Raw genomic sequence first — 22,200 nt, forward strand, 5'->3', positions numbered from 1 at the left:
GGGCGCCTGGCGACTGGGGATTGTGCGCGCTTGTCAGCCGCCGACCTAGCTGATAAGCGCCGCGCCTTCGCGTTCGCCCATCCACGGGCGAAGCGGGGAAACGCCGCTTTAGCTCAGTTGGTAGAGCATCGCATTCGTAATGCGGGGGTCACAGGTTCGAGTCCTGTAAGCGGCACCATTCTTCCCCGTCCGAAATCGGCCCCGCCATATTACAGCACGGTGATTGCGGACCGGCCCGCCTCAGCTTTGCTCACCGGGATGCCGGCATTTGTCGTGCGGCGGATACAGAACAGTCATTTCGGCTGATTCGATGGTTGGCGAGCGAGTAATTAACGTTGCCTCTCAGCGCGATGTGTCTAGATTTGAGACTGGGGCAATAACATCGGCGAGTCGATGCTGCGCGGCAGCACTGATATCGCCCTCGGGGGTACGGAATGGGCGCCGATCGCGCACTGGGTTTTCTGAACGGCATGCTCTGGACGAGCCTGCTCGTGGCTGGTCCTGTCCTCATCGCAACATTGCTGGTCGGCATCCTGATCAGCGTGTTTCAGGTGACGACGCAGCTGCAGGAAATCACTTTAAGCTACGTACCCAAAATCCTTGTCGCTGCCTTTCTACTGATTGCCATCGGCCCCTGGATGATGGGCCGGGTCACGCAGTTCGCGAGCTCGCTCTATCTCCTGATTCCCACGCTCGCCAGCTGATCCCCAGCTGATGGACGAATTGACGCAGAAGGCGATCGCTATCCTGCTGGTGAGCCTGCGGATCGCGCCGACGCTTGCCTTCGCTTCGCCGTTCACGCTGATGCGGGTTCCAACCACCGTGCGTGTCACGCTCGCGATTGCGCTCGCCGCGTGGCTGGTCTCCAGTCACCCGTTGCAGAGCTGGCAGGGGGATTTCCAGTCGAAGGGGCTCTTCCTCACCGCAATCGGGGAATTGTTCCTGGGCATAGCCCTGTCGCTTTCGCTCCAGCTCGCTTTTGCCGCTCTTTTGACGGCCGGGCGCACGATCGACGTGCAGGCGGGATTCGGCATGGCGATGCTGATCGATCCGGCAACGCGCACCCAGCTGCCGCTCGTTGGCACCCTGTTCGCCTATGGCGCCGGCGCTGTATTCTTCGCGACGAACGGTCCTGCCGATCTTCTGGCCATCTGGTCGGAATCGCTTGAGCGCGTGCCGCTCGGCAGCGCGGCGATCGGCAGCGATATCACGATTCTGAGCGGCTATATCTCGGCCGTCTTCGTGATGGCGTTCGGGCTTGGCGGACTGATCATTCTCGCGCTGTTTCTCGCAGACCTGGCCATCTCCTTCATGTCACGCACATTGCCGCAGATGAACGTGATGCTGCTCGGCTTCCAGGTGAAGGCGATGACTACCCTCGCGGTGCTGCCGGTCGCGATATCGCTTTCGGGCGCATTGTTCCTGCGGATGCTCCGCTACGCGCTTGAAACCGCGCCCCGGCTGATCTGACATGGCCGAGGCAAGCCAGGAACAGAACAAAAGCGAGGAGGCGACTCCCTTCAAGCTCAGCCGCGCTCGCGAAAAGGGATCGGTCGCGCGCGGCATCGATCTGAGCTTCTTCGCCGGGCTGCTTGCACTGGCCGGATTTATCAGCATCGCCGGCTCGGCGACGATCGGCCACCTTGCCCAGATGATGCGCCGCGCGCTCGCTGCCGGCATTTCCAACGCAAATGATCCCCACCAGGCGATCAGCACCGTCGCCGCCGCTTATTGGCCGGCGCTCCAGCCGGTCATCCTGTTCGGAGGCACGATCGCGGCAATCGTGATCCTGCTCGAGATCATTCAGCTGCGCGGCCTCGTCTTCAGCGCGCAGCCGCTCAAGCCCGATTTCAGCCGCATCAATCCGGCCAAGGGCATCAAGCGCCTGTTTTCGATGCGCATCCTCAAGGAAGCGCTGAAGAGCGTCCTGAAGATGTCAATCTATACGACTGTCAGTTATTTGCTGATCCGCTGGGCAGTCTCGGGCGCGGGCATGGCGGTGACCGATGCCGGGCGCCTGGCGGAAACGATGCGCTCGACGGGCATGCGGATGCTGTGGACGTTCGTCGTGCTCGCATTCATGTTCGCGATTCTCGATCAGGTCCTCACCCGCGGCGAATTCCGCAAGCAGATGCGGATGAGCCGGCGGGAGGTGACGCGCGAGAGCAAGGAACGCGAGGGCGATCCCCGGATCAAACGCAAGCGCAAGCAGCTCCACGCCGAATTCGTGAAGCGCTCCAAGGGTCTCGGGGCCCTGCCCGGCTCCGACATGGTAATCGTCAATCCCGAGCATGTCGCGGTCGCGCTCGCCTATGACCGTACCAGACCGGGCGCCCCCGTGGTGAGGGCAAAGGCGCGCGACCTTCACGCCCAGATGATGAAACGCCTGGCGGCGCGGCTGCACATTCCTGTTGTCGAAAGTCCCGTACTCGCGCGCGCACTCTATGCCGATTGCGAGACTGGCCACGAAATCGGCGAGAACCATTATCACGCGGTGGCCGAGCTTTATTTGAAGCTCGGCGTCGTGCCGACTGACGCCCCCAAGGACGAGAAATGATCAACCGGATACTTCGCAACAACAAGGATCTCGCGCTGGTGACAGCGATGATCCTGATCCTCGTCATCCTGTTTTCGCCGATCCCGCCAGCCATGCTCGATCTGGCGATCATCAGCAATTTCGGGCTCGGCCTGACGATCCTGCTGCTCACCTTTTACGTCGGCAAGCCAGTCGAGTTCTCGACCTTCCCGTCACTGCTTCTCGTCGCAACGCTCTACCGGCTCTCCCTCAACGTCGCGGCGACCCGACTGATCCTGACCGGCGGCAGCGCCGGCGACGTGATCGCGTCGATCGGCACCTTTGCGGTGCAGGGCAATTTCGTGATCGGACTGGTCGTCTTCCTGATCCTGGTCGTCGTCCAATATGTCGTGGTGACCTCGGGCGCTCAGCGCGTTTCTGAAGTCGCCGCCCGCTTTACGCTGGATTCGATGCCAGGCGCGCAGATGAGCATCGACGCCGATCTCAACATGGGCCTGATCGACCAGAAGGAGGCGATCCGCAGGCGCGAGGAGCTCGAGAAGGAAGCCAGCTTCTACGGGGCGATGGACGGCGCCAGCAAGTTCGTGAAGGGCGATGCGGTCGCTGGCATCATCATCCTGCTCATCAACATCATCGCCGGCTGGATCGTTGGCGTCGTGCAGATGGGGATGGACTGGGGCGAAGCGCTCCAGCATTTCTCGTTGCTGACGATCGGCGACGGCATCGCGACGCAGCTCCCCGCGCTCATCATCTCGATCGCGACAGGCATCATCGTCACCCGCTCGTCGGCAGACAAGCAGCTCAGCACGGAGGTCTTCCGGCAACTCGCGTCGGTGCCGAGGATTCCGCTGATCGTCGCGGGTGTTCTCCTTGTGCTGCTGCTCCTGCCCGGCATGCCGAAATGGCCGATCGTCGTGATCATCGCCTTGTCGCTGTTCGGCTGGTACCGGGCAAGGCGCGCCTCGGCGGAAGCGGCGACCGAGCTTGCGCTGACCGAAGATGCTGGCGAAATGGTCTCGACCGGCTCTGCGCCGCCGCTCGAGATTTTTCTTGGCAGTGATCTTGGCGAGGCATGGAAGAGCGAAGAGCCGCTCATCATGGACAGGGTTGCGAGTCTGCGCCGCCTGCATGAACAGGACTATGGAATCGGATTTCCGGCGGTTCGGGTGGCCGACGGTCCCGGCCTGGCCGCGCTGGAATATGAAATCCGGTTGTTTGGATCGCGCTTCGCGCTCGCTGAGGTTCAACCGGGCCTCATGCTTGCCATCAGCGAAGACGAGAAGCGCCCCGCTATCGCCGGGATCGAGACTCGTGATCCAGCCTTTGGGCTGCCCGCGTCATGGATCGACCCGTCGCTGGTTGGCGAAGCGCGCGCGCTCGGCCTGCGCATCATCGATCCAGTGACGGCGCTGATGACCCATTTCGCGGAAGTCGTGCGGGGCGAGATACCGACGCTGGTGACGCGTCCAGTGGTCATGAAAATGCTCGAGGAAGTGCGCGAACGGCAACCGGGGCTCGTCGAAGAGCTGATCCCGAACGGCCTTGCAGTCTCGGACATACAACGCGTGGTGCAGAATCTTCTCGCGGAAGGGGTGTCGGTCGCCAATTTCGACCTCATCCTGGAGCATCTGCTCGATCTTGCCCGCACCCAGAAGGATCCGGCCGAACTGACCGAGCTGATACGCCAGCGGCTGAGCTATGCGATCTGCCATCAGCTGCGCGGCAAGCACAACGATCTTGCCGTCCTGAGCCTTGATCCGAGGATCGAAAATCAGATCTCGGCGGCCATGGCCCAGGGAAGTGCGTCTGGCGCCATGCTGGTTGAACCCCGACTTGCCGAGCAGCTGATCCGCAAGCTTTCATCGCTGGTCGAGGCCATGCATCGGGACGGCCGCGCGCCCGTGCTGCTGTGCGGTCCGGAATTGCGCCGTCATCTTAAGGCCTTTACCAGGCGCAGCATCCCGAAATTGTCGGTATTGTCGGTCAACGAGATACCGATGCGGATTAACCTCAGATCATTCGATGTCGTCCGCGTTGAGGCCTGACATCGCCAGCATTCTCCGGGTCGCGAAAGGACCATGATGAACGAAATCGCGAGTGCCGGTGCGGCACCGTCAGGCCGCCTCACGCGGCTCCTCTCATTCCTCGAGAGTGACCCGGACAACCTGGCGCTCCTCTCGGATGCGGCGGAAGCGGCGGTCGACGAGCGCAAAGCCGATATCGCCAGCGATCTGCTCACCCGCTATGCTGCGATCGCACCGCTGCCACCCCGTGAGACAAATTTTGCGGGGATCGCCGCGCTCCAGGTGCGGGAGTTCGACAAGGCGGCCGAGGCGTTCGGCGCGCTGTTCGAGGCAGGTGTCGACGACAGCGCCGTCCGGTTCAACCTCGCCTGGGCGCGCGCCAATCTGAAGGATTTTGCGGACGCTCTCGAGGTCCTTGATGATGAGACGGCCAGGCATTTGCCGCAAGCCGCCGAACTGAGAGTGCAGTTGATGCACCAGCTCGGTGACTTCGACGGCGCCGGCGACGCTGCACGTGCCTATATCGAGCTTTATCCCGATCACCGCGGCCTGATGGCAGCCGTTTCCGTGCTGGCGCTCGACATTAATGACGAGGCTCTCGCCGCAAAGAGCGCGGCCGTCGCCGGCGATCACCCCGATGCCCTCACGACGCTCGGCACGCTCGCGCTCGGAGATGACCATGCCACTGATGCGCTCGATCTGTTCGAGCGGGCACTTTCCGCCAACCGGAACGCTCCCAGGGCCTGGATCGGGTTGGGGCTCGCCAAGATGATGACCGGCCAGGCCGACAGCGCGCCGGCAGATCTCGACAAGGGCGCCGAAATGTTCGGCGATCATCTCGGGAGCTGGATCGCGGCTGGCTGGGCCTATTTCGTGAACAACGACATAGCGAGTGCGCGCGCGCGCTTTGAGACGGCGCTTGCGATCGACGATACGTTTGCGGAAACGCACGGATCGCTCGCGGTACTCGACATCCTCGCCGGCAATCTCGACGAGGCGCGCAGGAAAAGCGACGTCGCGCTTCGGCTCGACCGGCAATGCTATTCGGCGGCGCTTGCGAAATCCCTGCTGGCCGCAAGTGGCGGCGACCAGCAGACCGCACGGCGCATCTTCGAGCTTGCCGCGAACACGCCGATCGCAGGCAGCAATCGCACGATCGGGCAAGCGCTTGCGAAAATGGGGATGGGGCTGAACTGACCCCGGTTCGCTGCGCTCAGGGTATCGCTGCGCTCAGGGTATCGCTCAGGGCTGGCGCCCAAGCTGCAACATCGCCTTGTCGAGCAGGTCGCGGCCTGCGTCGGACTCGCCGATGATCCGCATGACATCGCTCGCAATCGCCTCGAATGCGGGGTCGGTCCCGATCGCCTCCCCCAATTGCTGGACAAGCACGCTGCGCACCAGGGCGCGCTTCATATCGTCCTCGGATATCCCCTCCCGCGCCGCCAACGCCCGCAATCGGGTGACCGGTTCGGGCGTACCCTTGCGCGCCGCCGGGGTCGGCGCGCGCCGGCCTGACCTTTCCTTGCCAAGTCGGCCCAGCTGCTCCTGCAGGAGCAGAAGGACATGATCGGCGTTGCTGACGCGCGTCATTGCGCTCAGCTTGGCCGGCGGCCGGAAAGCTGGTCGAGCAGGAAGCTCGTCGCAGAGGTGGTGCCAGCTTCCTCCCCTGCGTCGTCCCGGGCGTTGGCGCGTTTGATCTCACCCACCTGATCGATGATCAGTTGCATGTCGCGGTTGAGGGCCGGATTCTCGTCATTGACGGCAATACCTTCGTTAAGCCGCGTCACGCAGTCGTCGAACTCGTCGCGAATGAGGTGGGTCAGGCCACCCACGAAGAAGCGCAGATAATGACCGTCCGGAAGGAGCGCGATCGGTCCCCAGGTCGAGAGCGCGTCGGCAGCCTCGCCCGATGTCAGCTGAAAGAAGCCGAGCTGGAAACGGGCGATCGCAAAATCCGGCGCGAGCGCAACCGCCTTCTTGAGCGACGATAGCGCCTCGATCGGGCGACCGATCGACGCGAGGATCGAACCACGCAGAAAGTGCAGCCGCGGATCCTCGGGAAAAGCGCTGATCAGCCGGTCGGCACGGGCAATTTCATCATGCTCGTCGGACTGCATCGCCTCCATCAGTTCCTGCAGGTCGGCATCACCGCACAAGATCGTCATCGTCATTCCCCTTTCGTCCGGAGTCTTTTGCGCAAGCGCTCAAGTGCTGCGCGGTGCAATTGCGAGACTCGCCCTCCGCTAAGATTCATGAGCTGCGCCACGCTCGCGAAGGACAGGCCGTGATCATAATGCTGCCGCACGACAATAGCTTCATTCTCGGGCAGTTTGCCGATCTCGGCAACCAGCAGTGCCTGAGTCTCGCGCCAGACAAGGCTGTCATAGGCACTTGGCCGCCTGTCCGGCGCATCCTCGGGCTCGATGAGCCCGGTGCCTTCGAGCATCAGCCCGAGCGCCAGGCCGACGGCGAGTTCCGATAAAGCCGCCAGCGGGTCGCCGCCTGCCTTCGCGAGTGATCGGAGCCGTTCCTGCTCGACGCGGTGGCGATGGCTGAGCTGGGCATCGATTTCGCTGAGCGTCGATATGCCGTCCGCGATATTGCCGGTGATCCGTCGTCGCGCATAGGCGCTGAACGGCACACCGCGCAGAGGATCATAGCGATCGAGCGCCTGCAGCAAGCCTTCACAGGCGAACTGGTCGAAATCGGCGCGTTCGAGGCGCTGCCCCGGGCGAGCGCGAAACAAGCGGCCAGCAACCGAGCGTGCGAGCTTGAAATAGCGATTGAACAGGGTTTCCCGACAACGCAGGTCGTCCTCGAACCGGAAGCGTCGCCAGAGCGATGCTTCGGCGCGCACCGGATCCACCACCAGCTCCAGTCCGGAAGGGTCACGGGCGGCCATCATTTGAAGCTTCCGAGCACCCCTTGCAGAATAAGGCTCCAGCCATCGATCAATACGAACATCAAAAGCTTGATCGGCAGCGAGATTGTCGCGGGCGGCACCATCATCATGCCCAGGGACAGGAGGATCGCCGAGACGACCAGATCGATCAACAGAAAGGGGAGCAGAATCACGAACCCGATCGTGAATGAAACGCGCAGCTCGTTGAGCATGAAGGCTGGCGCAAGCTTCAAGATGTCGACCTGATCCGGGCGATCGGGCGGTGTCGCATGCGCGATCGAATAGATCGCCTCGATATCGGCATCGCGCGTCTGGGCGAGCATGAAATCGCGCAAGGGTATTGTCCCTTTCGCCATCGCGTCCTCGACGCTGATTCGGTTAGCGAGCAGTGGCTGGATCGCGTTGGCGTTCAGCGCGGTGAGCGTCGGAGACATGATGAAGGCGGTCATGAAAAGGGCGAGGCTGACCAGCACCGGATTAGGCGGCGTCTCAGGCATGCCGAAAGCGTGCCGCACCATCGAGAGCACGACGATGATGCGCACAAAGCTCGTCATGCAGATGAGGATCGACGGAATAACCGCGAGCAGGGTCAGGATCAGGGCGGTCCGCACCACATCGGATGACATGCCCAGGCCGTGCGGGGAGGCGTGAGCGGGCACAGCACCCAGCAGGCCCGATGCCGCGAACGCCGTGGCTAAAAGCCGGTGCCTCAGACGCATGGCGGTTCCTGCGCAACGCCGGCCGCTACGGCCTCATCGCGTAAGACCTGTGTACTACCCTGTTGCAGGACCAGCAGATATTCGCGCCCACCCTGACGGACGAGGCTTATATCGGCATGCGGGCTGAGGCGCCGCGTCTCGACCACCTTGATCTCCCGAGCGCGCGGCTCGATCCTGGCAAAGAATGAGGCGAGGTCTATCTTGCCGGTGCGCTGGCGGATCAGCAGAATCGCCAAGCCTGCAATGATGATGCAGATCACGAACGAGATGATGACCCGCCCCAGCGAAACATCGACTTCGCCGCCGCCGCCCAAATGCCCAGGGTGCGACTGCGCGGCGGCTACTGTCGGCAAGACCGACAAGCCCAGCGCTGTCATTGCCTGGATAAGAGATCGGCAACGTGTCACGATGAGATTTCTGTCAGCCTGACTGCGAAATTCTCTCCAACCGCGACCAGTTCACCACGTGCGACCGCAACGCCGTTGAGCCTCAGTTCCACCGGCGCATTGAGCGCCGCGTCAAGCTCGACCACCGCGCCCTGTTTCATCGCAGTGAGCTGGCCGATCGTCATATGCGCGCTGCCCAGAAAGGCTTCGAGCACCACCTCGACGGAGTCGATGAGCTTGCTGTTAATCCTGTCCGGCGATGGCGATTGAGCGGGGGAGGGTTGCACGACGGGCGTCTCGGGTCGGGCCGATGCGACGCCGGTCCTGATTTTCTGTTCGGTCACAAATATTACCTGACGGGTTCGAGAAGTTTGAGATGGAGGTCGCCATTTGTCTCGACGACCGTACAGCGGCCGCGAGACGCGGGCTTTCCGTTGACCGCGATGGCGAGCGGCGAGTCAGCTTGTGAATCGAAGACCAGGACGTCGCCTTTGCTCAGGCCCGCCATGTCAGCGACGGTGATCACGGCGCGGCCAAGCGAGGCTGAGACAGTCACATTCTGGCTCGAAAGCCCTGCGGAAAAAGGCCGCAAGGCGCTCCGTGCCGCAGGAGCGGGAAGTCCGGCCCGGGTCAGCGCCACAATCTGCTCAGTGCTCGACACGATCCTGATCAAGGGCGCCCGCGTCTCGACGCCCAGGCTGCAGCCGCGCGGCTCTTCAATGGTCGGCATGATGCTAGTTGCGCATATTGACCAACGTGAGGCTGCAGGAAGAACGAACATCTCCGCGATGCGGCGGCCAAGATCATCGAGACAGGCGGTAGAGAGAGTATCGATCAGCTGCTGATCGGCCTCTGTGAGACCATCCGGCGGATTTGATGCGTCCAGCATCATGCTGGCAAGCGCAAGGCGCCMGCCCGCGGATATGCCGAGCGCGAGATGCCGATCAAGCGTGAGCCATGTCCCCCCTCCGCCGAGGTCCACATGGGTCGGTAGCGGCGTGACGGCTGCCAGTGCGCGCGCATTGGCGCGCGCGAACCAGGTAGCGGACCATGTCCGCGCAACCTCCGCTAACAGGCTGTCGACCCGACCCGTTTGCAGAGCTGCCTCGGGCAGCCACGATCGATGTTTCTTCTGCACGGCCTTGCCTCCGATGATCTGGATCAGCCCTGGCCGCGGATGCCAAAGAGCTGCTGGATCATGTCGTTGCTCACGCTGATGATCTGCGATGAGGCCTGGAAGCCGCGCTGGATCAGGATCAGATCCCCGAACTCGGCTGACAGATCGACATTCGACGCCTCGATGCGACGCGAGACGATGTTGCCACCACGCGGATCCTCGGTTGTCATGAGCTGACGCCCTGCGCTCCCCGAATCCGTGAATAACCCACCGCTACGCTGCTTCAGCGCCGACGGATCCTGGAAATCGGCGACCGCGACGGCGCCCAGTTGCTGCTTCTGGTCGTTCGAGTAACCGAGCTCGAGTTCGCCCTTGTTGTTGACCTTCACGGAGACAAGCGATCCGAGGGCATAACCGTCGGTTGAGCTGGCGCTGAGGGTCTCTGTGCTGCCAGCTGTGTAGGATGTGATAACGGAGAAATCGAGGCTGACCGACAGATCGTTCGTCGCGTCCGTGTCGTTCAGAGTGTCCGTGAAGGTGAGCGCGGTCGTGGTCGGGTCGGGCTTTCCTGCGATGAACCTCAGCGACTGCGGCCCCCCGATCGACGCGCCTTTGTCATCGGTGACTTTCACCGACCACTGACCGGGGACGCTGGTGTCCTTTGTGAAGCTCACCTTCCATATGTGAGCGCCGCCATTCTTGTCATAGACCTTGATATCGGGGACGGTAACCGGAGTCTCAGGCCCGCCCGCAGTGCCTGCGGTGTTCGCGTCCGCGGACAAATTGTTGGCAAACTTCACCGTGGTTGTTGCTTTGGGCTCGCTGCTGCGGGAAGCATTGATCGACACGTTGACCGGATGTCCCGACGGATCAAGCGTCGCCAGGCGATATTCGGTGCCGGACAGTACGATATAGCCGTCTTTATCGACCTCGAAGCTGCCGGTGCGGGTATAAGCCACCTCGTCGCCGCGCATCAGCATCATGAAGCCGCTGCCGTCCACGGCGAGATCGAGATCGCGATCGGTCTGGCGGAGCTCGCCCTGGCCCATGTCATAGTGCGAACCGCCCACTTCGACGCCGTGCCCGGCCGAGCCCTCCCCCGATGAGAAGGAAAGGCCGCCACTGCCCTGATTCCCGAACAGGTCGCTGAAATTGACAGTCGATGATTTGAAGCCCTGGCTGTTCAGATTCGTCACGTTGTTGCTGACCATCTGAAGGCCGCGCGAATAGGCGTTAAGGCCGCTGAGCCCGATATAGATCGACCCGAACATGGTCTAGTTCCCTTCGCGTATCTGAGTGATGCCGGATATGGAGATGCCGCTGATGGTGCTCCCGTTCGCGGTCTTGATCGTGATGCTCGAATTGCCGTTGTCGAAAGCGAGTGAGGTGACCTTCCCGCTGATCAACGATGTGCCGGTGCCGATATCGACCGTGCGTCCGAGCAGGCTTGTCGCCTGAATGTTACCCTGTGCGGTGACCAGAGTGGTGAGCTTGTCGTTTGTCGTCTGGCCGATCTGGATTTGCGAGAATTGCGCGAGCTGCGAGACGAACTGAAAATTGTCCATCGGCTTCAGCGGATCCTGATAGGTCAGCTGGGTCAGAATGATCTTGAGCAAGGAGTCGAAACTCAGCCCGAAGGCGGAGGTCGCGGCGCTACTCGTGGACGCGTTTGATGCCGCGGCGCTGGAGTCGGTCGCGGAAACTGGGTTTACCTGCATTTCAGTGATTTCCCTCGACCGAAGCCATGTTTTTATCTCCGTTCAACCTGATCTCGCGACCGACCAGCCCGTGCCGGGCAAGCGTCGCGGCAATGCGGTCCCGCAGGCGAATGCGCTCCTCCGGCCGAAGATCGTCGAGCTTCGCGACGACCTGAAGGCCGTGCTCCACAGCCTGGACTGACACCCGTGTGTTCAGCGCCGCGCCGTCCTGGGCGAACAGTCGCGGCAGCAACGCTTCAAGACTCGCGCGGAAAGAGACGGTCCGGATTGCGGAAGGCGCGGCGCTGCCACGCTCCGCCTCGCTTCCCGCTGCGACCCTGATCACGGCAGGAGCAAAAGTCATGTCGGACGCGAGGCGGATCGGAACAATCTCACCCGGCAATCCATCGTTCGAGCCTGGCGCATCGGGCAGCGGGCTTTGCACATTTCCAGGCGCGGTGGAGACCCTGGTCCAGGCGCTCGCCACAATCTCCGGGGAAATGGTCGGAGCATCCGCCGGTGGGCTGGGCGTTGGCGCGCCAGGCCTGACAACTGACTGAAGCCGGTAGTCCGGAGTCTCGGATTCCGCCGGCGAGCCATTATCGTCGGACGGCGTCTGCCCGGCCGAAATTGGTTTCTCGGAGGCAAGCTCTCGATCGGGTTGCATCTGCTCGTCGGCCGCAACAGCGTGCCCGAAAAACCCGTTCTGATTGAAGACGTCCGCAGCGAGGGCCGGCGAGGACGCACCCGGCTTCTCATCGGGCGCAACGCTCTCGAGAAACCCGGGCGCTCCAGCGCACGGATAGATGAGGCCTCGCACGAGATTCCCAAAGCCCGAGTCCATGGCGGGTTCCTCTTTCCCGGGCGGCGGCGCCGCCGGCGTCGGGGCGGGGGTGCGTATGGGCAGACCTGGATAAGGATTAAGGACAATGGTCATGATCGCATCCAGCCAAAGGTGATCCGGTCGGACAGCGCGCCCAGCCGCTTTTCTTCGCGTGCCCGGGCTGTCGTGCGTCTGGCCCGGGTGAGGCTTGCATCGGCAAGTTTCACCAGCGCCTCGGAGAGTCGCCAACCATCCTGGCGCTCCACGTGCGCGCCCTCTGCGAGCGTGAGGCGTGCGCCTGCTTCGCCGGCCGTGGCTTCGCGTGCGATGAGGCGCGCGGCGAGGCCGCGTGCATATTCCGGTGCGAACCCTGGCTTTGAAAGAAAATCCGACCAGTCACCGGCAGCAGCCGTCGCCGCGGTCTGCGCCTCATCACGAGCTCCCCGAGCTGACGACTCCGCGTCCCGCGCATCCACGAGGGCAGCCTCCGCGGCTGCGCGACGCGCATGCTGCACCTGGACCAGCTTGGCGATTTGCCTAGGGTCGGCCCGCTTCGGCATCAGGCCGCACCCGGAGCGAGAAGCCGCAGCCGGCTGATCGTGTCATCAATGCCAGTATGTTCGCGGCGCGGCTGACGCAGGAAAGCACCAAGCTCGGCCCGCGCGGCGATCGCGCGATCGACCGAGGCATTGGTGCCGCTCTTGTACACGCCGCTTTCGATCATCACGCGCGCTTCTTCATAAGCGGAGAGCATGGCAGTCGCCTCGCGCATCGCCTTTGCCTGTTCGGGCGAAACCAGTCGTTCGGACTCCCGGCTGACGCTGCGGGGAATGTCGATTGCGGGGAAATGGCCCTGTTCCGCCAGGCTCCGCGAGAGGATGATATGGCCATCGAGGAGCGATTTCATCAGTTCGACGATCGGGTCGTCGACATCATCGGTTTCGCTGAGCACGGTCATGATCGCAGTGGTCGCACCGCCTCCCCGGATCGCGCCGCACCGCTCGACGATCCGCGGGAGCACGGCAAAGACGTTGGGCGTGTAGGCGCGAACGGTCGGCGGCGCGCCGGCGGCGAGGCCGATCTCGCGCAGAGCCATCGCCATACGGGTGACTGAATCGACCATCAGCACCACATGCTCGCCCCGCGCACGCCAATAGTCTGCGAGGCATAGCGCATAGTGAACGGATCGTACCCGGAGCGCCGCGCTCTCGTCAGAGGTCGCAGCGACGAGCGTGAAGCGCGCGGCATCGTTCCGCCGGGACAACAGGCGCCACATGGCCTCGACCTCGCGACCGCGTTCGCCAACGAGGCAGATGACGCACCGGTCGCTTCTGGTCTGGGTCGCCAGTTGCTCCATCAAGCTGGTCTTGCCGACCCCGCTTGCCGCGAACACGCCCACGCGTTGACCGACCCCAAGTGTCAACAGACCATCGATCGCGCGGAGGCCGGTCTGCAATATGGTGGAGGGATCAACCCGCTCCATCGGCCTCGGCACCGTACCACCCAGAGCCACGCTCCTGTCGGCGACGATCGCGGGGCCACCGTCGATGGGCTGGCCCAGAGCGTTGACCGCACGGCCGCCAAATCCATCTCCGACGGATACCTGGCGGTGGCTCGAGCGAGCAACGACGCGCGCATCCGGCCTGATCGTCCCGCTCTGCTCGAGCGGAACCAGCACAACCCGGCGCTCATCGATCGCCACGATCTCAGCCGGGACCCAGCCGCCAGACTCGCTTTCGATATCGCAGAGATCGCCTGGCGCGGCAGAGGGGCCCGTCGCCTCGACAATGCCGGTCGCGACCTTCCGGACATAGCCATAGGCCGGCGCGAAATCCTCATCTTCGATCCGCCGAAGGAACGCGTGAAGCTTCATGCGGCGACCTCGCCGGCAATCAGCACATCGAAGAAGCGATCGATCGCGCGCCACTGCGAGGCGACACCGATATCGATCGATCCAAGCTTGAGATCGAGCCGGCATTCGCCGGTGGTGAGCGATGGATCGATGATGAGTTCGGACGAGCCCGTAGCGACGGCGGACCGAAGTGCGTCGCGGGCGGCCTCGTCAGGGAAATCCGCTCCACTGACCCGGATGGAAACCACGCTTTCACGGCCCAGCGTCTGGGTGCGATGGCGGATCGAGCGGGTCACCAGTTCAGTGAGGTCGGGCGCGTCGCCGAAGAGTTTGCTCAATGAAGCCTGGGCAAGCATCGCTGCCAGCGCATCAAGCTCAGCCAGGCGGTCATTCCAGGCGGCGCTGGCGTGATCGACACCAGCGCATACAGCCGTAATCAGCCGGTCGGTCTCATCTGCAGCCTCTTCAAGACCCTGTTGGCGGCCGGCCTCGTGCGCGAGCGCTTCCGCTTCAGGCGCCCGCTTACGCATTTCCGCAAGTGCTGCCTGCAACCGCTCTATTTCGCGGGTCGCAGCAGCAAGAGCCAGCTCCGCTTCAGATGGCTCCGGCGCGCGCGCATCCTGACGGGCCGTCTGCGGATCCGGACCGAGCGCGCGAACCATGGTCGCTGCGGAACGGGCCTTGATCACGCCGCTCAACGTGGCGCTCCGCGGGGCGAGAGGAAACCGCCAAAAGCGTCAAACAGGGAGCGACCTGAGCCTGGCGCCGGTCTCGGTTCGCGGGGCCGCTCCCGCCCGATCATCTCGTCGACGCCGCGCAGCAGCGTCTCGCGCGTGGCGGTCGTCATGCGATCGAGCGGATCCAGCGCGTCACCTTTCCGCGCCTGGCGAATGCGGGACGCAAGCCAGGGCGAAAAGCGACCTGTTCCATCGGCCTCAACGCGCTCGGTGAGTCCCGACCCAGCATAGTCAGCGAGAGCCTCCCGCTCCGCGGTGGTGAGCGAGCGAAGGATCGCCCGGCGCGCGCGGGGCGGCATTGCCTGCAAGTCGTTGATCAGGCTTTCAAGGCTGTCAGACGCGGACATCGCCATTCCCTTCAGCGCGGATTTGCTGCCGCAACCGGGTGACAAAGGCCTCGCGATCCAGCGGGGCCAGATCGCCCTGGCGCCTGCGAACGACGACGACGATCGCAAGAATCGCGACAAATCCGGCTATCGCCCAGATCCACCAGCTCACGCCCGTATCGAAGCTGTCCAGGGCCGGCACGCCGGCCGGCTCGACAGTGCCAGCCGCCGGCTTTGCGGCGAGTGACAGTGCTGGTGCCGGGGAGGGGATTGTGGTGGGCCCCACCTCGAACGACAGGGAGTCGCCATGCTGCTCGTCAAGGCCGACCGCCGCGGCAACTGCGTTTCGGGCGACGCCCTGATCCTCCGCGTTGAGCGCCGCTTCAGTCAAAATCGTGACACGAAGCTGGAAATCCCGGCCGCCGGCGACCGGCGTATTGACCGGCCGGGCTGGGGCGGTGGTGCCGCCGGACGCGGCCGGTTCGGCTCCGGCCTTTGGCATGATCAGCGTTTGCACACCGACTTGCAGGCCGGGCATCAAGGCCGCGATGGCAGCTTTCGCCCGTGCGCTGTAGTAATTGCGGGCAGCCGTCTGCTCGTCGATCTCGGGCGTCTGGAGCGCCTGGCTTGGCGGCGCCTGGCTGACGACCCGGCCATCACCGTCAAGAATCGCGACGTCGCCAAGGGCGAGGTCGGGAACCGCGGACGCGACCAGTTGCTGGATTCCGGCGATGCGGTCCGGCGTCAGCGTCCGGCCGAGCTTGGCGATCACTTCGACGGCGGCTTTCGGCACGGCGCGGTTGCCGCGAAACAGGGAGCGCTCGGGAAGCGCCAGATGGATCCGCGCGCTCTCGACTCCGTCCATCATCATGATCGTGCGGGCGAGCTCTCCCTGCAGCGCGCGCTGATAATTGATCTTCTGCGCGAAATCGGTGAGCCCCATGTCGGACTTGTTGAAGAGCTCGAACCCGACCGCCCCCTTCATGGGAATGTCCGACCCGGCAACGGCAAGCCTGACAGTGTCGGCCTGATCGGTTGGCACGAGGATCGTGGTGCCATTGTCGCGCAGCCGGTGCGACACGCCCTTCGCGTCGAGCTGGGTAACGATCGCTGACGCGTCCGCCGGCTTCAGATCGGTGTAGAGAACGACATAATCAGTCCGCAGGAACAGATAATAGCCGGCCGCCAGGATCAAGCAGAGCACGACGAATATGCCGAGAAACAGCTGGCGCTGCCTCGTGAACATCGGGGAGTCGGTAGCGGTATCGGCAGCCATGATGCGTCAGAGCTGCATGTTCATGAGTTCGCGATAGCCCTCGACCAGTCGGGTCCGGACCTGCATCGCCAGCTCGACCGACATGCGCGCCTGCTCGAGCGCATAGGTGACCTGATGGATTGGCACTGAATCATCGAGCGCGAACCGCTGGACGAGATTGTCCGCGGTCGCCAGTTTCGATTCGACCTGTTTCATGCCCGCCGTCAGGATGTCGCCAAAGCCGGCACCCTGGCTCTGCTGAACCGGCTGAGGCATGCCGAGCCGCATGATGAGCGGATCGCCGCCGACCGCCGTGATGGGTGGGACCGCGCTCATGACTGGCGGCCCAGCTGGAGTGCCTGGGCGAACATCTGACCGGCGATGTTGAGTGCTGTCAGATTGGCTTCGTAAGCGCGGGACGTCTTGATCAGCAGCGTCATCTCGCCGGCATGATCGATTGCCGGGTAACTGACGAAGCCGGCCTTGTCCGCCTGGGGGTTTTCGGGCTCATAGACCCGCCTGATGCCGCCTCCGATGGGCTCCACGCCGACGACCTCCACTCCGGACGGCGCCTGAGTGCCCTTCTTCGCGACCAGATCGGCAAAGCCGGTCTTTGCCGCGGAGACGAGGCGCATCGCACGGACCGGCTGGCCGGACTGGGTCTGGCTCGTATTCAGATTTGCGAGATTCTGGGCGATGACCTGAAGCCGCTGCCATTCGACATCAAGGCCGGTCCGGCTGATCTGCATCGGGTTCATGACTGGCCGCCCTGGACTGCGATGCGCTCGATCTGCATCTCGCGCCCGAGAAGATTGAGCAGCGCGCCATATCGCGAGGCGGTGCTTGCCGCCGTCGACAGCTCGAGATCGAGCCGCGGCTCGTCACCGAACCCGGACTGTGTCGCGCGGGTGATCGCGAGCGGCAGGTCGCGCACGGCCTCGGGCCCTTTGGCGGCGGCCGCCTTCAGGCTCTCCTCGAACTTGACCTGGAGCGGCTTGTAGCGCGGCGAGCTTGCACCCGCGATATTCTGCGCGGTGGCGAGCGCCCGCATCGACAGGCCGTCGAGCGCCTTGTTGATGATGATCGAGGATATTGCGTCCAATTACCCTACTCCTACTGAACGATGATGTCGGCGTGCAGCGCACCGGCGGCCTTCACGGCCTGCAGGATGCTGATGGTCCGCCTGGTATTGACGTGCGCGCGCGAGAGGCCCTGGACGAGATCGGCGACGGTCGTGTTCGGAAACCTGACCACCGTATCGCCGACTGAATCATCGACATCGAGCTTGGTGTTGGTGACCACGAGGCTGCGCACATCGCTTGCGAAACCCGACACGAAGCCAGGCTGTGATGCGACATTCTCGGCCTTGATCGTGATCTTGATATCGCCCTGCGAGATCACGACGCTGGAGATCTGGACCTCGCCGCCGGCGACGATCGTGCCGGTGCGCTCGTTGACGACGACGCGCGGCGTGCTGTCCGGCCTGACCGGAATTGCCTCGATCCGCGCGAGGAAGGCGGTCAGCTGGCTGGGATCTCCGCTGTAATGGACCTTCACTTCATCCGCGCTCTTCGCGACTGCCGAGCCAAAGCCGATCCGGCCGTTGATGGCGTCGGCGATATGCTGCGCCGTGCCGAAGCTTGGATCGCTGAGCAGGAAGGAGATTTCCCCGTCAGCCTTCAGGATATGGGCATCGACCGCTGTCTCTACCGTCGCGCCACCCTGCAAAAGGGCGGTCGTGGGATAGTTGCGCTGCTGCTGGTTCAGGTCGCTTTCGAAGCTGTAGCCGCCCGCGACCAGTGCGCCCTGCGCCAGCGCATAGGGATGCTGATCCGGCCCGAGCATCGGCGTCATCAGCAGCGTCCCGCCGGCGAGGCTGCGCGCATCGCCGATCGAGGAGACGGTCGCGTCGATCCGGTCGCCGACATTGGCTGAGGCCGGGAGCGTGGCGATGACCATCACGACCGCGACGTTGCGGCTGCTGATCTGGTCATCCGTGACGGTCGTGCCGAGTCGGTTCAGCACGTTGCGCAGCGCCTGACGCGTAACCCCGCTCCGGCGCGTATCGCCCGATCCGGCCAGGCCGGTGACCAGGCCATAACCAATCAGGGCGTTCTCGCGCCAGCCTTCGAACCGGCCGAGCCCGCGGAGCGGCACATCCTGCGCGGCTGCGGGCGCAGGCTGCAGAGTCGAGAAAAGGAGCAGCATGGCCAACGCTCCGGCCACAGAAATGCGCATCATCCGAGCCCGAGGAAACGGAAGACGCGGTTGATCACGCCGGGCTTCGCACTGCGCGAGACGAAGCCACGCCCGTCATAGTCGATCTGGGCATCGGCCACGCGGCTCGAGAGTATCTGATTGTCGCTGGTGATATCGGCCGGGCGCACCCGTCCGCGCACCCCGATATTGCTGTTCTCTCCGTTGACATGCATCTGCTGGCGGCCGGACACGTGGAGATCGCCATTAGGCAGGATCTCGTCGACCACGACGGTGATCTGAGTCACGAAACGCTCGCTGCGCTGGACCTGCCCGCCGCCGCTATAGCCGCCGCCGACATGAAGGCTGCCGGATTCATTGATCGAGCCCGCGGAGAGGCCGCCGCTCAGATTGGTGTTCTTGGTCGAATCGCTCTTGGCGGTGTTGGTCGATTCGGCCGACTGGTACACGACGACGGTCAACGCATCGCCGACCTGCATTGCCTTGCGATCCGTGCTCATCGCCGACCAGCCGCCGGGCTTGTAGAGATCGTCGGCATAGGCCGCCGCTGCGAGCATTGACGAGACCGCGATGGCGCAGCCCGTGATCCAAATCCCCCGTGCGACGATCATCGCGATGCCCTCTTCCCGGCGACGGATGCGGCATAGACCTGCCCGTCCCCGTCGCGGACGAAGACCCGGCCGCCGCGGCTGGGCTGGAGCGCGGTTACCGGCCGCTCGATGCGGACCGCACCCTGTGTCGAGACGAGCATGAGCGTCGCGCCCTTGTCGACGCCCGGCAGATCACTGATGACCGTGCGGCCGAGATAGGCGCCGCCATCGAGATCACGCGCGGCCAGGACGGTGCCCGATGCGCGATCGAATGCCAGGGGTGCCGGCGCCTGATCCTTGCACGCGACCGGCTCGACCATATCCCGCGTGATGGTCGCGCCGCGTGCCGCGGGCCGGGTCAGCGCGAGGCAGCCAGAGGCTTCCTCACGGGCCGGCAACGGCACTGTCTGTGCCTCTGGTACGCCAAACAACAACGCCAACACAACGATACTCCCCACCATATTCGGTTATCGACGCAGACCGTTGGCGATTGCCATCATCTGATCGGCCGCCTGGACGATCTGGGCGTTGGCACCATAAGCGCGCTGGACCAGCATCAGCTGGACCATCTCGCTCGTCATCTCGACATTGGAGCGCTCGATACCGCCCTGGACAATCATGCCGGTGCCATCCTCACCCGCCTGGGCATCGAGCAGCTTGGTGTCATGGTCAGCGCGATAGAGCCCGCCGTCGAGCCTGGTCAGCATCGAAGGATCGTCTGCCCTGACCAGCCCGATCTGGCCGAGTTCGACGGGCCCGGTCGAATCCGCAGTCTGCGCGCGGACCATGCCGTCCGAACCGATCGTGATCGTCGAGGCATCCGCCGGGATGCTGATCGCCGCCTTCAGCGCCATGCCGTTCGACGCCGAGAGCAGGCCGTCTTCGCCGACTTTCATGGTGCCGCCACGCCACAGCAGTGTCTGGCCCGAGGGACCCATCAGCTCGACAAAGCCCTGTCCGTCGATCGCCAGGTCCATCGGACGGCCGGTCGTATCGATCGCGCCGGTCTCATTGACCATAGCGGTCGAATCGACCGTCACCCCGGCGCTCGACAGTGAGGCATCGAGTGGATCGACATTGTGTGCATCCGCGGCGGCGCGGGTGGCCATCACTTCGGAGAAGCGGATATCGGCGCGCTTGAACCCGGCCGTGTTGATGTTGGCGATGTTGTTCGCGATGATATCGAGCGCGCGCTGCTGCGCCTCGAGGCCGATCGACCCGACATAAAAGGCGCCGTTCATTGCCCGGCCTGCCCGAATGCGGTGATCGCGCGGCCAAGCAGATCGTCATAGGTCTGCATCAGCCGCGAGCCGCTCTCCGCCTGGCGAAGCGAGGCCATCATCGTCACCATCTCGTCGCCGACCGAGACGTTCGATGTCTCCGTCATACCCTGGCGAAGCTGCGGATCGGTGACTTCGTTCGCGGTACCATCGGCGAAGTGGAACATCGATCCGTCGAGCGGCTGCACCGCTGCCGCACTGGAGGGCGCAAACAGCCCGATGCGGCCGACCGGCCGCGTTCCATCGAGGATCGTGCCGTCAGCGAGGATCTTCACATTGGCCCGGTCAAGCACGAGATCGCCGCCGCCAGCCTGTTGCAGGACGAAGCCTTGCGGGGTGACGACCGTGCCGTCGGCAGCCAGCTTGAACTGGCCCTGGCGCGAATAAATGGTTTCGGTGCCGTCGCGCAGCTGGAAAAAGCCGTCGCCGCTGATCGCGAGATCAAGCGGGTTGCCGGTCGCGTTCAGCTTACCCTGGGCGAGGTCGGCGCGGGTGCGGGTCAGCAATGCGCCGACGGCGTCCGTGCCGGTTCCAGCATTGGCGACGAGGTCGGCAAAGCTGATTCGCCGCTTATACCCGGCGGTAGAAACATTTGATATATTGGATGAAACGACCTCGAGACGCTTTTCAGATGCGCTCAGGATCGCAACCGCCGATTCGACGAGTCCCGACATATGCCCCCCATTGATAGTTATCATTATGGGACATAGTCACCTGGGTCCGTCAAGGGGGGCACCGCTCCGTAAAAGCTGAATTTCAGCGGCAACTCGCGGAAATCAAGGCGCTGTGATCTCGGAATATATTTACATCCGATCTGGTTGTATCGGCTGACGTGCGGTCGTTCCGGGAGCGTTCGGATTCGAATCGGGCGAACCGATCCGTTTTGGCCGGCTTTGGCTTTCCGTCGCCCGGGGAGCCTCCGGGTCTTCACGTCAATCGCGCTGAAAGGATCTCTACGGCGTTCGCCGCCGCAGTTGAATCAGGTCGCCGCTTGGCCTCGGGGTGGCGAGACCGATGTTGGATGTGTGACATAATTCAGAGCGGATTTGGTCGGCAGCGTTGGAGTTTCACGAGGGGGAATGCGCGAAATAGCGCCTGGCGTGTTGGAGAATTTTGTCATGCCTGTCGGGGGTATTGAGGGGAGTTGTACAGAACATTTCACAGATGGCGAGAGGCTAGCGCTTCAGGACATGGGAAAAGGGGTTATTGCACGTGTCACCGTAATTCCCTCGTAACGCTCCCCCACAGCCGCTCCTCCTCACCAAGACCGCAGGCAAACTTCGCCTGTTGCGCTTGGTTTTGGAACGCGCCTTCCTTCTGGTAATACCCTCTGCGGCAAAACCTACTTGATCAATTGCTTATACTTCAAGTTTTCACCTTCGAATATTCTGCCTTTAGACTTGAGACTCGAAATAAGAAAATTTTCTCTAGCGGTTTCCAGCTCTCCACGCTCGAAAGCTACCTTCCCGATCAGAAATTCCACCTCTCCTCGATCTTGACGCTTTTGCGCAAAATCCGGCGCCAGCACAGCCCACTTCTGAGCTTGGTCGAGATCTCCTGCTTTCATAGAGCATGCCACACCGTATTCGAGTACCAAGTAGGCGTTTGGCGTATCGACTTTCGGTTCTGGAATGCTTGTCCAAAGCTCATGAAGTTTTTCGAGTGCCGCGTTATAATCGCCCGCCTTGAATAAGGCGCCAATTTCCTTCAATTCAGACATGACTTCCATATCGCAGGCC

The 22,200-nt window shown here is 63.3% G+C and carries 29 protein-coding genes and 1 tRNA gene; 6 read left to right on the plus strand and 24 right to left on the minus strand.

The genetic code is table 11. The features are described 5' to 3' along the window. The first annotated feature begins 102 nt into the window (after nt 1-102). The 6 genes from AC1DVS_RS05835 (at nt 103) to AC1DVS_RS05860 (ending at nt 5,757) form a co-directional block, all read left to right on the plus strand. Nucleotides 103-178: transfer RNA gene (locus AC1DVS_RS05835), tRNA-Thr, on the plus strand. A gap of 256 nt (nt 179-434) precedes the next feature. Next, complete coding sequence (locus tag AC1DVS_RS05840; protein ID WP_478021064.1) at nt 435-704, plus strand: flagellar biosynthetic protein FliQ; 270 nt, start codon at nt 435-437, stop codon at nt 702-704. 10 nt (nt 705-714) lie between these two features. Next, on the plus strand, nt 715-1,470 hold the full coding sequence (locus AC1DVS_RS05845) for a flagellar biosynthetic protein FliR (RefSeq protein WP_478021066.1): 756 nt from the start codon (nt 715-717) through the stop codon (nt 1,468-1,470). 1 nt (nt 1,471) lies between these two features. Then, complete coding sequence (locus tag AC1DVS_RS05850; RefSeq protein ID WP_478021068.1) at nt 1,472-2,557, plus strand: EscU/YscU/HrcU family type III secretion system export apparatus switch protein; 1,086 nt, start codon at nt 1,472-1,474, stop codon at nt 2,555-2,557. Then, a complete protein-coding gene (locus tag AC1DVS_RS05855) occupies nt 2,554-4,581 on the plus strand; it encodes an FHIPEP family type III secretion protein (protein WP_478021070.1) in 2,028 nt (675 codons plus the stop codon). The genes AC1DVS_RS05850 and AC1DVS_RS05855 overlap by 4 nt, the downstream gene beginning before the upstream one ends. A 36-nt stretch (nt 4,582-4,617) precedes the next feature. Further along, nucleotides 4,618-5,757 carry a tetratricopeptide repeat protein gene (locus tag AC1DVS_RS05860; RefSeq protein ID WP_478021072.1) on the plus strand — a complete coding sequence of 380 codons (1,140 nt, stop codon included), beginning with the start codon at nt 4,618-4,620 and terminating at the stop codon, nt 5,755-5,757. A 45-nt stretch (nt 5,758-5,802) separates the two neighbouring features. Here AC1DVS_RS05860 and AC1DVS_RS05865 read toward each other — a convergent pair whose 3' ends face one another. The 24 genes from AC1DVS_RS05865 to AC1DVS_RS05980 form a co-directional block, all read right to left on the minus strand. Beyond that, entirely contained in the window at nt 5,803-6,150 is a 348-nt protein-coding gene (locus AC1DVS_RS05865; RefSeq protein WP_478021074.1) for a hypothetical protein, read from the minus strand. Nucleotides 6,151-6,155: 5 nt separating this feature from the next. Next, nucleotides 6,156-6,725 carry a hypothetical protein gene (locus AC1DVS_RS05870; RefSeq protein WP_478021076.1) on the minus strand — a complete coding sequence of 190 codons (570 nt, stop codon included), beginning with the start codon at nt 6,723-6,725 and terminating at the stop codon, nt 6,156-6,158. A 2-nt stretch (nt 6,726-6,727) separates the two neighbouring features. After that, complete coding sequence (locus tag AC1DVS_RS05875; RefSeq protein ID WP_478021077.1) at nt 6,728-7,465, minus strand: sigma-70 family RNA polymerase sigma factor; 738 nt, start codon at nt 7,463-7,465, stop codon at nt 6,728-6,730. Then, entirely contained in the window at nt 7,462-8,181 is a 720-nt protein-coding gene (gene fliP / locus AC1DVS_RS05880; protein ID WP_478021079.1) for a flagellar type III secretion system pore protein FliP, read from the minus strand. The genes AC1DVS_RS05875 and fliP overlap by 4 nt, the downstream gene beginning before the upstream one ends. Further along, nucleotides 8,172-8,558 carry a hypothetical protein gene (locus AC1DVS_RS05885; protein WP_478021081.1) on the minus strand — a complete coding sequence of 129 codons (387 nt, stop codon included), beginning with the start codon at nt 8,556-8,558 and terminating at the stop codon, nt 8,172-8,174. Before AC1DVS_RS05885 ends, fliP begins: the two co-directional genes overlap by 10 nt. Before the next feature lie 26 nt (nt 8,559-8,584). Next, nucleotides 8,585-8,911 carry a FliM/FliN family flagellar motor switch protein gene (locus AC1DVS_RS05890; protein WP_478021083.1) on the minus strand — a complete coding sequence of 109 codons (327 nt, stop codon included), beginning with the start codon at nt 8,909-8,911 and terminating at the stop codon, nt 8,585-8,587. Nucleotides 8,912-8,916: 5 nt separating this feature from the next. Continuing rightward, nucleotides 8,917-9,705 (minus strand): FliM/FliN family flagellar motor C-terminal domain-containing protein, encoded by a 789-nt coding sequence (locus AC1DVS_RS05895; RefSeq protein ID WP_478021085.1) that lies wholly within the window; start codon nt 9,703-9,705, stop codon nt 8,917-8,919. Nucleotides 9,706-9,728: 23 nt separating this feature from the next. Beyond that, nucleotides 9,729-10,955, minus strand: coding sequence for a flagellar hook protein FlgE (locus AC1DVS_RS05900; RefSeq protein WP_478021087.1), 1,227 nt, complete (start codon nt 10,953-10,955; stop codon nt 9,729-9,731). A gap of 3 nt (nt 10,956-10,958) precedes the next feature. Then, nucleotides 10,959-11,402: a flagellar hook assembly protein FlgD gene (locus tag AC1DVS_RS05905; protein WP_478021089.1), complete on the minus strand. Its 444-nt coding sequence runs from the start codon at nt 11,400-11,402 to the stop codon at nt 10,959-10,961. A 1-nt stretch (nt 11,403) separates the two neighbouring features. After that, nucleotides 11,404-12,225, minus strand: coding sequence for a hypothetical protein (locus tag AC1DVS_RS05910; protein ID WP_478021091.1), 822 nt, complete (start codon nt 12,223-12,225; stop codon nt 11,404-11,406). An 89-nt stretch (nt 12,226-12,314) separates the two neighbouring features. Next, entirely contained in the window at nt 12,315-12,764 is a 450-nt protein-coding gene (locus tag AC1DVS_RS05915) for a hypothetical protein (RefSeq protein ID WP_478021093.1), read from the minus strand. After that, nucleotides 12,764-14,077, minus strand: a complete 1,314-nt coding sequence (locus AC1DVS_RS05920) for a FliI/YscN family ATPase (RefSeq protein ID WP_478021095.1) — start codon at nt 14,075-14,077, stop codon at nt 12,764-12,766. Before AC1DVS_RS05920 ends, AC1DVS_RS05915 begins: the two co-directional genes overlap by 1 nt. After that, a complete protein-coding gene (locus AC1DVS_RS05925; RefSeq protein ID WP_478021277.1) occupies nt 14,074-14,745 on the minus strand; it encodes a FliH/SctL family protein in 672 nt (223 codons plus the stop codon). The genes AC1DVS_RS05920 and AC1DVS_RS05925 overlap by 4 nt, the downstream gene beginning before the upstream one ends. Before the next feature lie 5 nt (nt 14,746-14,750). Next, nucleotides 14,751-15,140: a hypothetical protein gene (locus AC1DVS_RS05930; protein WP_478021097.1), complete on the minus strand. Its 390-nt coding sequence runs from the start codon at nt 15,138-15,140 to the stop codon at nt 14,751-14,753. Beyond that, complete coding sequence (gene fliF / locus AC1DVS_RS05935) at nt 15,127-16,395, minus strand: flagellar basal-body MS-ring/collar protein FliF (protein ID WP_478021098.1); 1,269 nt, start codon at nt 16,393-16,395, stop codon at nt 15,127-15,129. Before fliF ends, AC1DVS_RS05930 begins: the two co-directional genes overlap by 14 nt. Nucleotides 16,396-16,401: 6 nt before the next feature. Beyond that, nucleotides 16,402-16,710, minus strand: a complete 309-nt coding sequence (fliE, locus tag AC1DVS_RS05940; protein ID WP_478021100.1) for a flagellar hook-basal body complex protein FliE — start codon at nt 16,708-16,710, stop codon at nt 16,402-16,404. Continuing rightward, nucleotides 16,707-17,132 carry a flagellar basal body rod protein FlgC gene (flgC, locus tag AC1DVS_RS05945; RefSeq protein WP_478021102.1) on the minus strand — a complete coding sequence of 142 codons (426 nt, stop codon included), beginning with the start codon at nt 17,130-17,132 and terminating at the stop codon, nt 16,707-16,709. The genes fliE and flgC overlap by 4 nt, the downstream gene beginning before the upstream one ends. Then, complete coding sequence (locus tag AC1DVS_RS05950; RefSeq protein ID WP_478021104.1) at nt 17,129-17,476, minus strand: flagellar basal body rod protein FlgB; 348 nt, start codon at nt 17,474-17,476, stop codon at nt 17,129-17,131. Before AC1DVS_RS05950 ends, flgC begins: the two co-directional genes overlap by 4 nt. Before the next feature lie 11 nt (nt 17,477-17,487). After that, a complete protein-coding gene (gene flgI / locus AC1DVS_RS05955; protein ID WP_478021106.1) occupies nt 17,488-18,582 on the minus strand; it encodes a flagellar basal body P-ring protein FlgI in 1,095 nt (364 codons plus the stop codon). A 29-nt stretch (nt 18,583-18,611) separates the two neighbouring features. Further along, a complete protein-coding gene (locus tag AC1DVS_RS05960; protein WP_478021108.1) occupies nt 18,612-19,148 on the minus strand; it encodes a flagellar basal body L-ring protein FlgH in 537 nt (178 codons plus the stop codon). A gap of 50 nt (nt 19,149-19,198) precedes the next feature. Continuing rightward, nucleotides 19,199-19,621: a hypothetical protein gene (locus tag AC1DVS_RS05965; RefSeq protein ID WP_478021110.1), complete on the minus strand. Its 423-nt coding sequence runs from the start codon at nt 19,619-19,621 to the stop codon at nt 19,199-19,201. A 27-nt stretch (nt 19,622-19,648) separates the two neighbouring features. Then, nucleotides 19,649-20,422 carry a flagellar hook-basal body protein gene (locus tag AC1DVS_RS05970; protein ID WP_478021112.1) on the minus strand — a complete coding sequence of 258 codons (774 nt, stop codon included), beginning with the start codon at nt 20,420-20,422 and terminating at the stop codon, nt 19,649-19,651. Further along, entirely contained in the window at nt 20,419-21,135 is a 717-nt protein-coding gene (locus AC1DVS_RS05975) for a flagellar hook-basal body protein (RefSeq protein WP_478021114.1), read from the minus strand. The genes AC1DVS_RS05970 and AC1DVS_RS05975 overlap by 4 nt, the downstream gene beginning before the upstream one ends. 668 nt (nt 21,136-21,803) lie before the next feature. After that, nucleotides 21,804-22,181 carry a hypothetical protein gene (locus tag AC1DVS_RS05980; protein WP_478021116.1) on the minus strand — a complete coding sequence of 126 codons (378 nt, stop codon included), beginning with the start codon at nt 22,179-22,181 and terminating at the stop codon, nt 21,804-21,806. Nucleotides 22,182-22,200 lie beyond the last annotated feature (19 nt).

This window comes from Sphingomonas sp. P3_C5 (genome assembly GCF_056402635.1).

Bases quoted from the DNA above. Each gene is read 5' to 3' on its own strand.
- AC1DVS_RS05840 (WP_478021064.1), top strand. From the start codon at position 435: ATGGGCGCCGATCGCGCACTGGGTTTTCTGAACGGCATGCTCTGGACG.
- AC1DVS_RS05845 (WP_478021066.1), top strand. From the start codon at position 715: ATGGACGAATTGACGCAGAAGGCGATCGCTATCCTGCTGGTGAGCCTG.
- AC1DVS_RS05850 (WP_478021068.1), top strand. From the start codon at position 1,472: ATGGCCGAGGCAAGCCAGGAACAGAACAAAAGCGAGGAGGCGACTCCC.
- AC1DVS_RS05855 (WP_478021070.1), top strand. From the start codon at position 2,554: ATGATCAACCGGATACTTCGCAACAACAAGGATCTCGCGCTGGTGACA.
- AC1DVS_RS05860 (WP_478021072.1), top strand. From the start codon at position 4,618: ATGAACGAAATCGCGAGTGCCGGTGCGGCACCGTCAGGCCGCCTCACG.
- AC1DVS_RS05865 (WP_478021074.1), bottom strand. From the start codon at position 6,150: ATGACGCGCGTCAGCAACGCCGATCATGTCCTTCTGCTCCTGCAGGAG.
- AC1DVS_RS05870 (WP_478021076.1), bottom strand. From the start codon at position 6,725: ATGACGATCTTGTGCGGTGATGCCGACCTGCAGGAACTGATGGAGGCG.
- AC1DVS_RS05875 (WP_478021077.1), bottom strand. From the start codon at position 7,465: ATGATGGCCGCCCGTGACCCTTCCGGACTGGAGCTGGTGGTGGATCCG.
- fliP (WP_478021079.1), bottom strand. From the start codon at position 8,181: ATGCGTCTGAGGCACCGGCTTTTAGCCACGGCGTTCGCGGCATCGGGC.
- AC1DVS_RS05885 (WP_478021081.1), bottom strand. From the start codon at position 8,558: ATGACAGCGCTGGGCTTGTCGGTCTTGCCGACAGTAGCCGCCGCGCAG.
- AC1DVS_RS05900 (WP_478021087.1), bottom strand. From the start codon at position 10,955: ATGTTCGGGTCGATCTATATCGGGCTCAGCGGCCTTAACGCCTATTCG.
- AC1DVS_RS05905 (WP_478021089.1), bottom strand. From the start codon at position 11,402: ATGCAGGTAAACCCAGTTTCCGCGACCGACTCCAGCGCCGCGGCATCA.
- AC1DVS_RS05910 (WP_478021091.1), bottom strand. From the start codon at position 12,225: ATGGACTCGGGCTTTGGGAATCTCGTGCGAGGCCTCATCTATCCGTGC.
- AC1DVS_RS05915 (WP_478021093.1), bottom strand. From the start codon at position 12,764: ATGCCGAAGCGGGCCGACCCTAGGCAAATCGCCAAGCTGGTCCAGGTG.
- AC1DVS_RS05920 (WP_478021095.1), bottom strand. From the start codon at position 14,077: ATGAAGCTTCACGCGTTCCTTCGGCGGATCGAAGATGAGGATTTCGCG.
- AC1DVS_RS05930 (WP_478021097.1), bottom strand. From the start codon at position 15,140: ATGTCCGCGTCTGACAGCCTTGAAAGCCTGATCAACGACTTGCAGGCA.
- fliF (WP_478021098.1), bottom strand. From the start codon at position 16,395: ATGGCTGCCGATACCGCTACCGACTCCCCGATGTTCACGAGGCAGCGC.
- fliE (WP_478021100.1), bottom strand. From the start codon at position 16,710: ATGAGCGCGGTCCCACCCATCACGGCGGTCGGCGGCGATCCGCTCATC.
- flgC (WP_478021102.1), bottom strand. From the start codon at position 17,132: ATGAACCCGATGCAGATCAGCCGGACCGGCCTTGATGTCGAATGGCAG.
- flgI (WP_478021106.1), bottom strand. From the start codon at position 18,582: ATGCTGCTCCTTTTCTCGACTCTGCAGCCTGCGCCCGCAGCCGCGCAG.
- AC1DVS_RS05960 (WP_478021108.1), bottom strand. From the start codon at position 19,148: ATGCTCGCAGCGGCGGCCTATGCCGACGATCTCTACAAGCCCGGCGGC.
- AC1DVS_RS05970 (WP_478021112.1), bottom strand. From the start codon at position 20,422: ATGAACGGCGCCTTTTATGTCGGGTCGATCGGCCTCGAGGCGCAGCAG.
- AC1DVS_RS05975 (WP_478021114.1), bottom strand. From the start codon at position 21,135: ATGTCGGGACTCGTCGAATCGGCGGTTGCGATCCTGAGCGCATCTGAA.
- AC1DVS_RS05980 (WP_478021116.1), bottom strand. From the start codon at position 22,181: ATGTCTGAATTGAAGGAAATTGGCGCCTTATTCAAGGCGGGCGATTAT.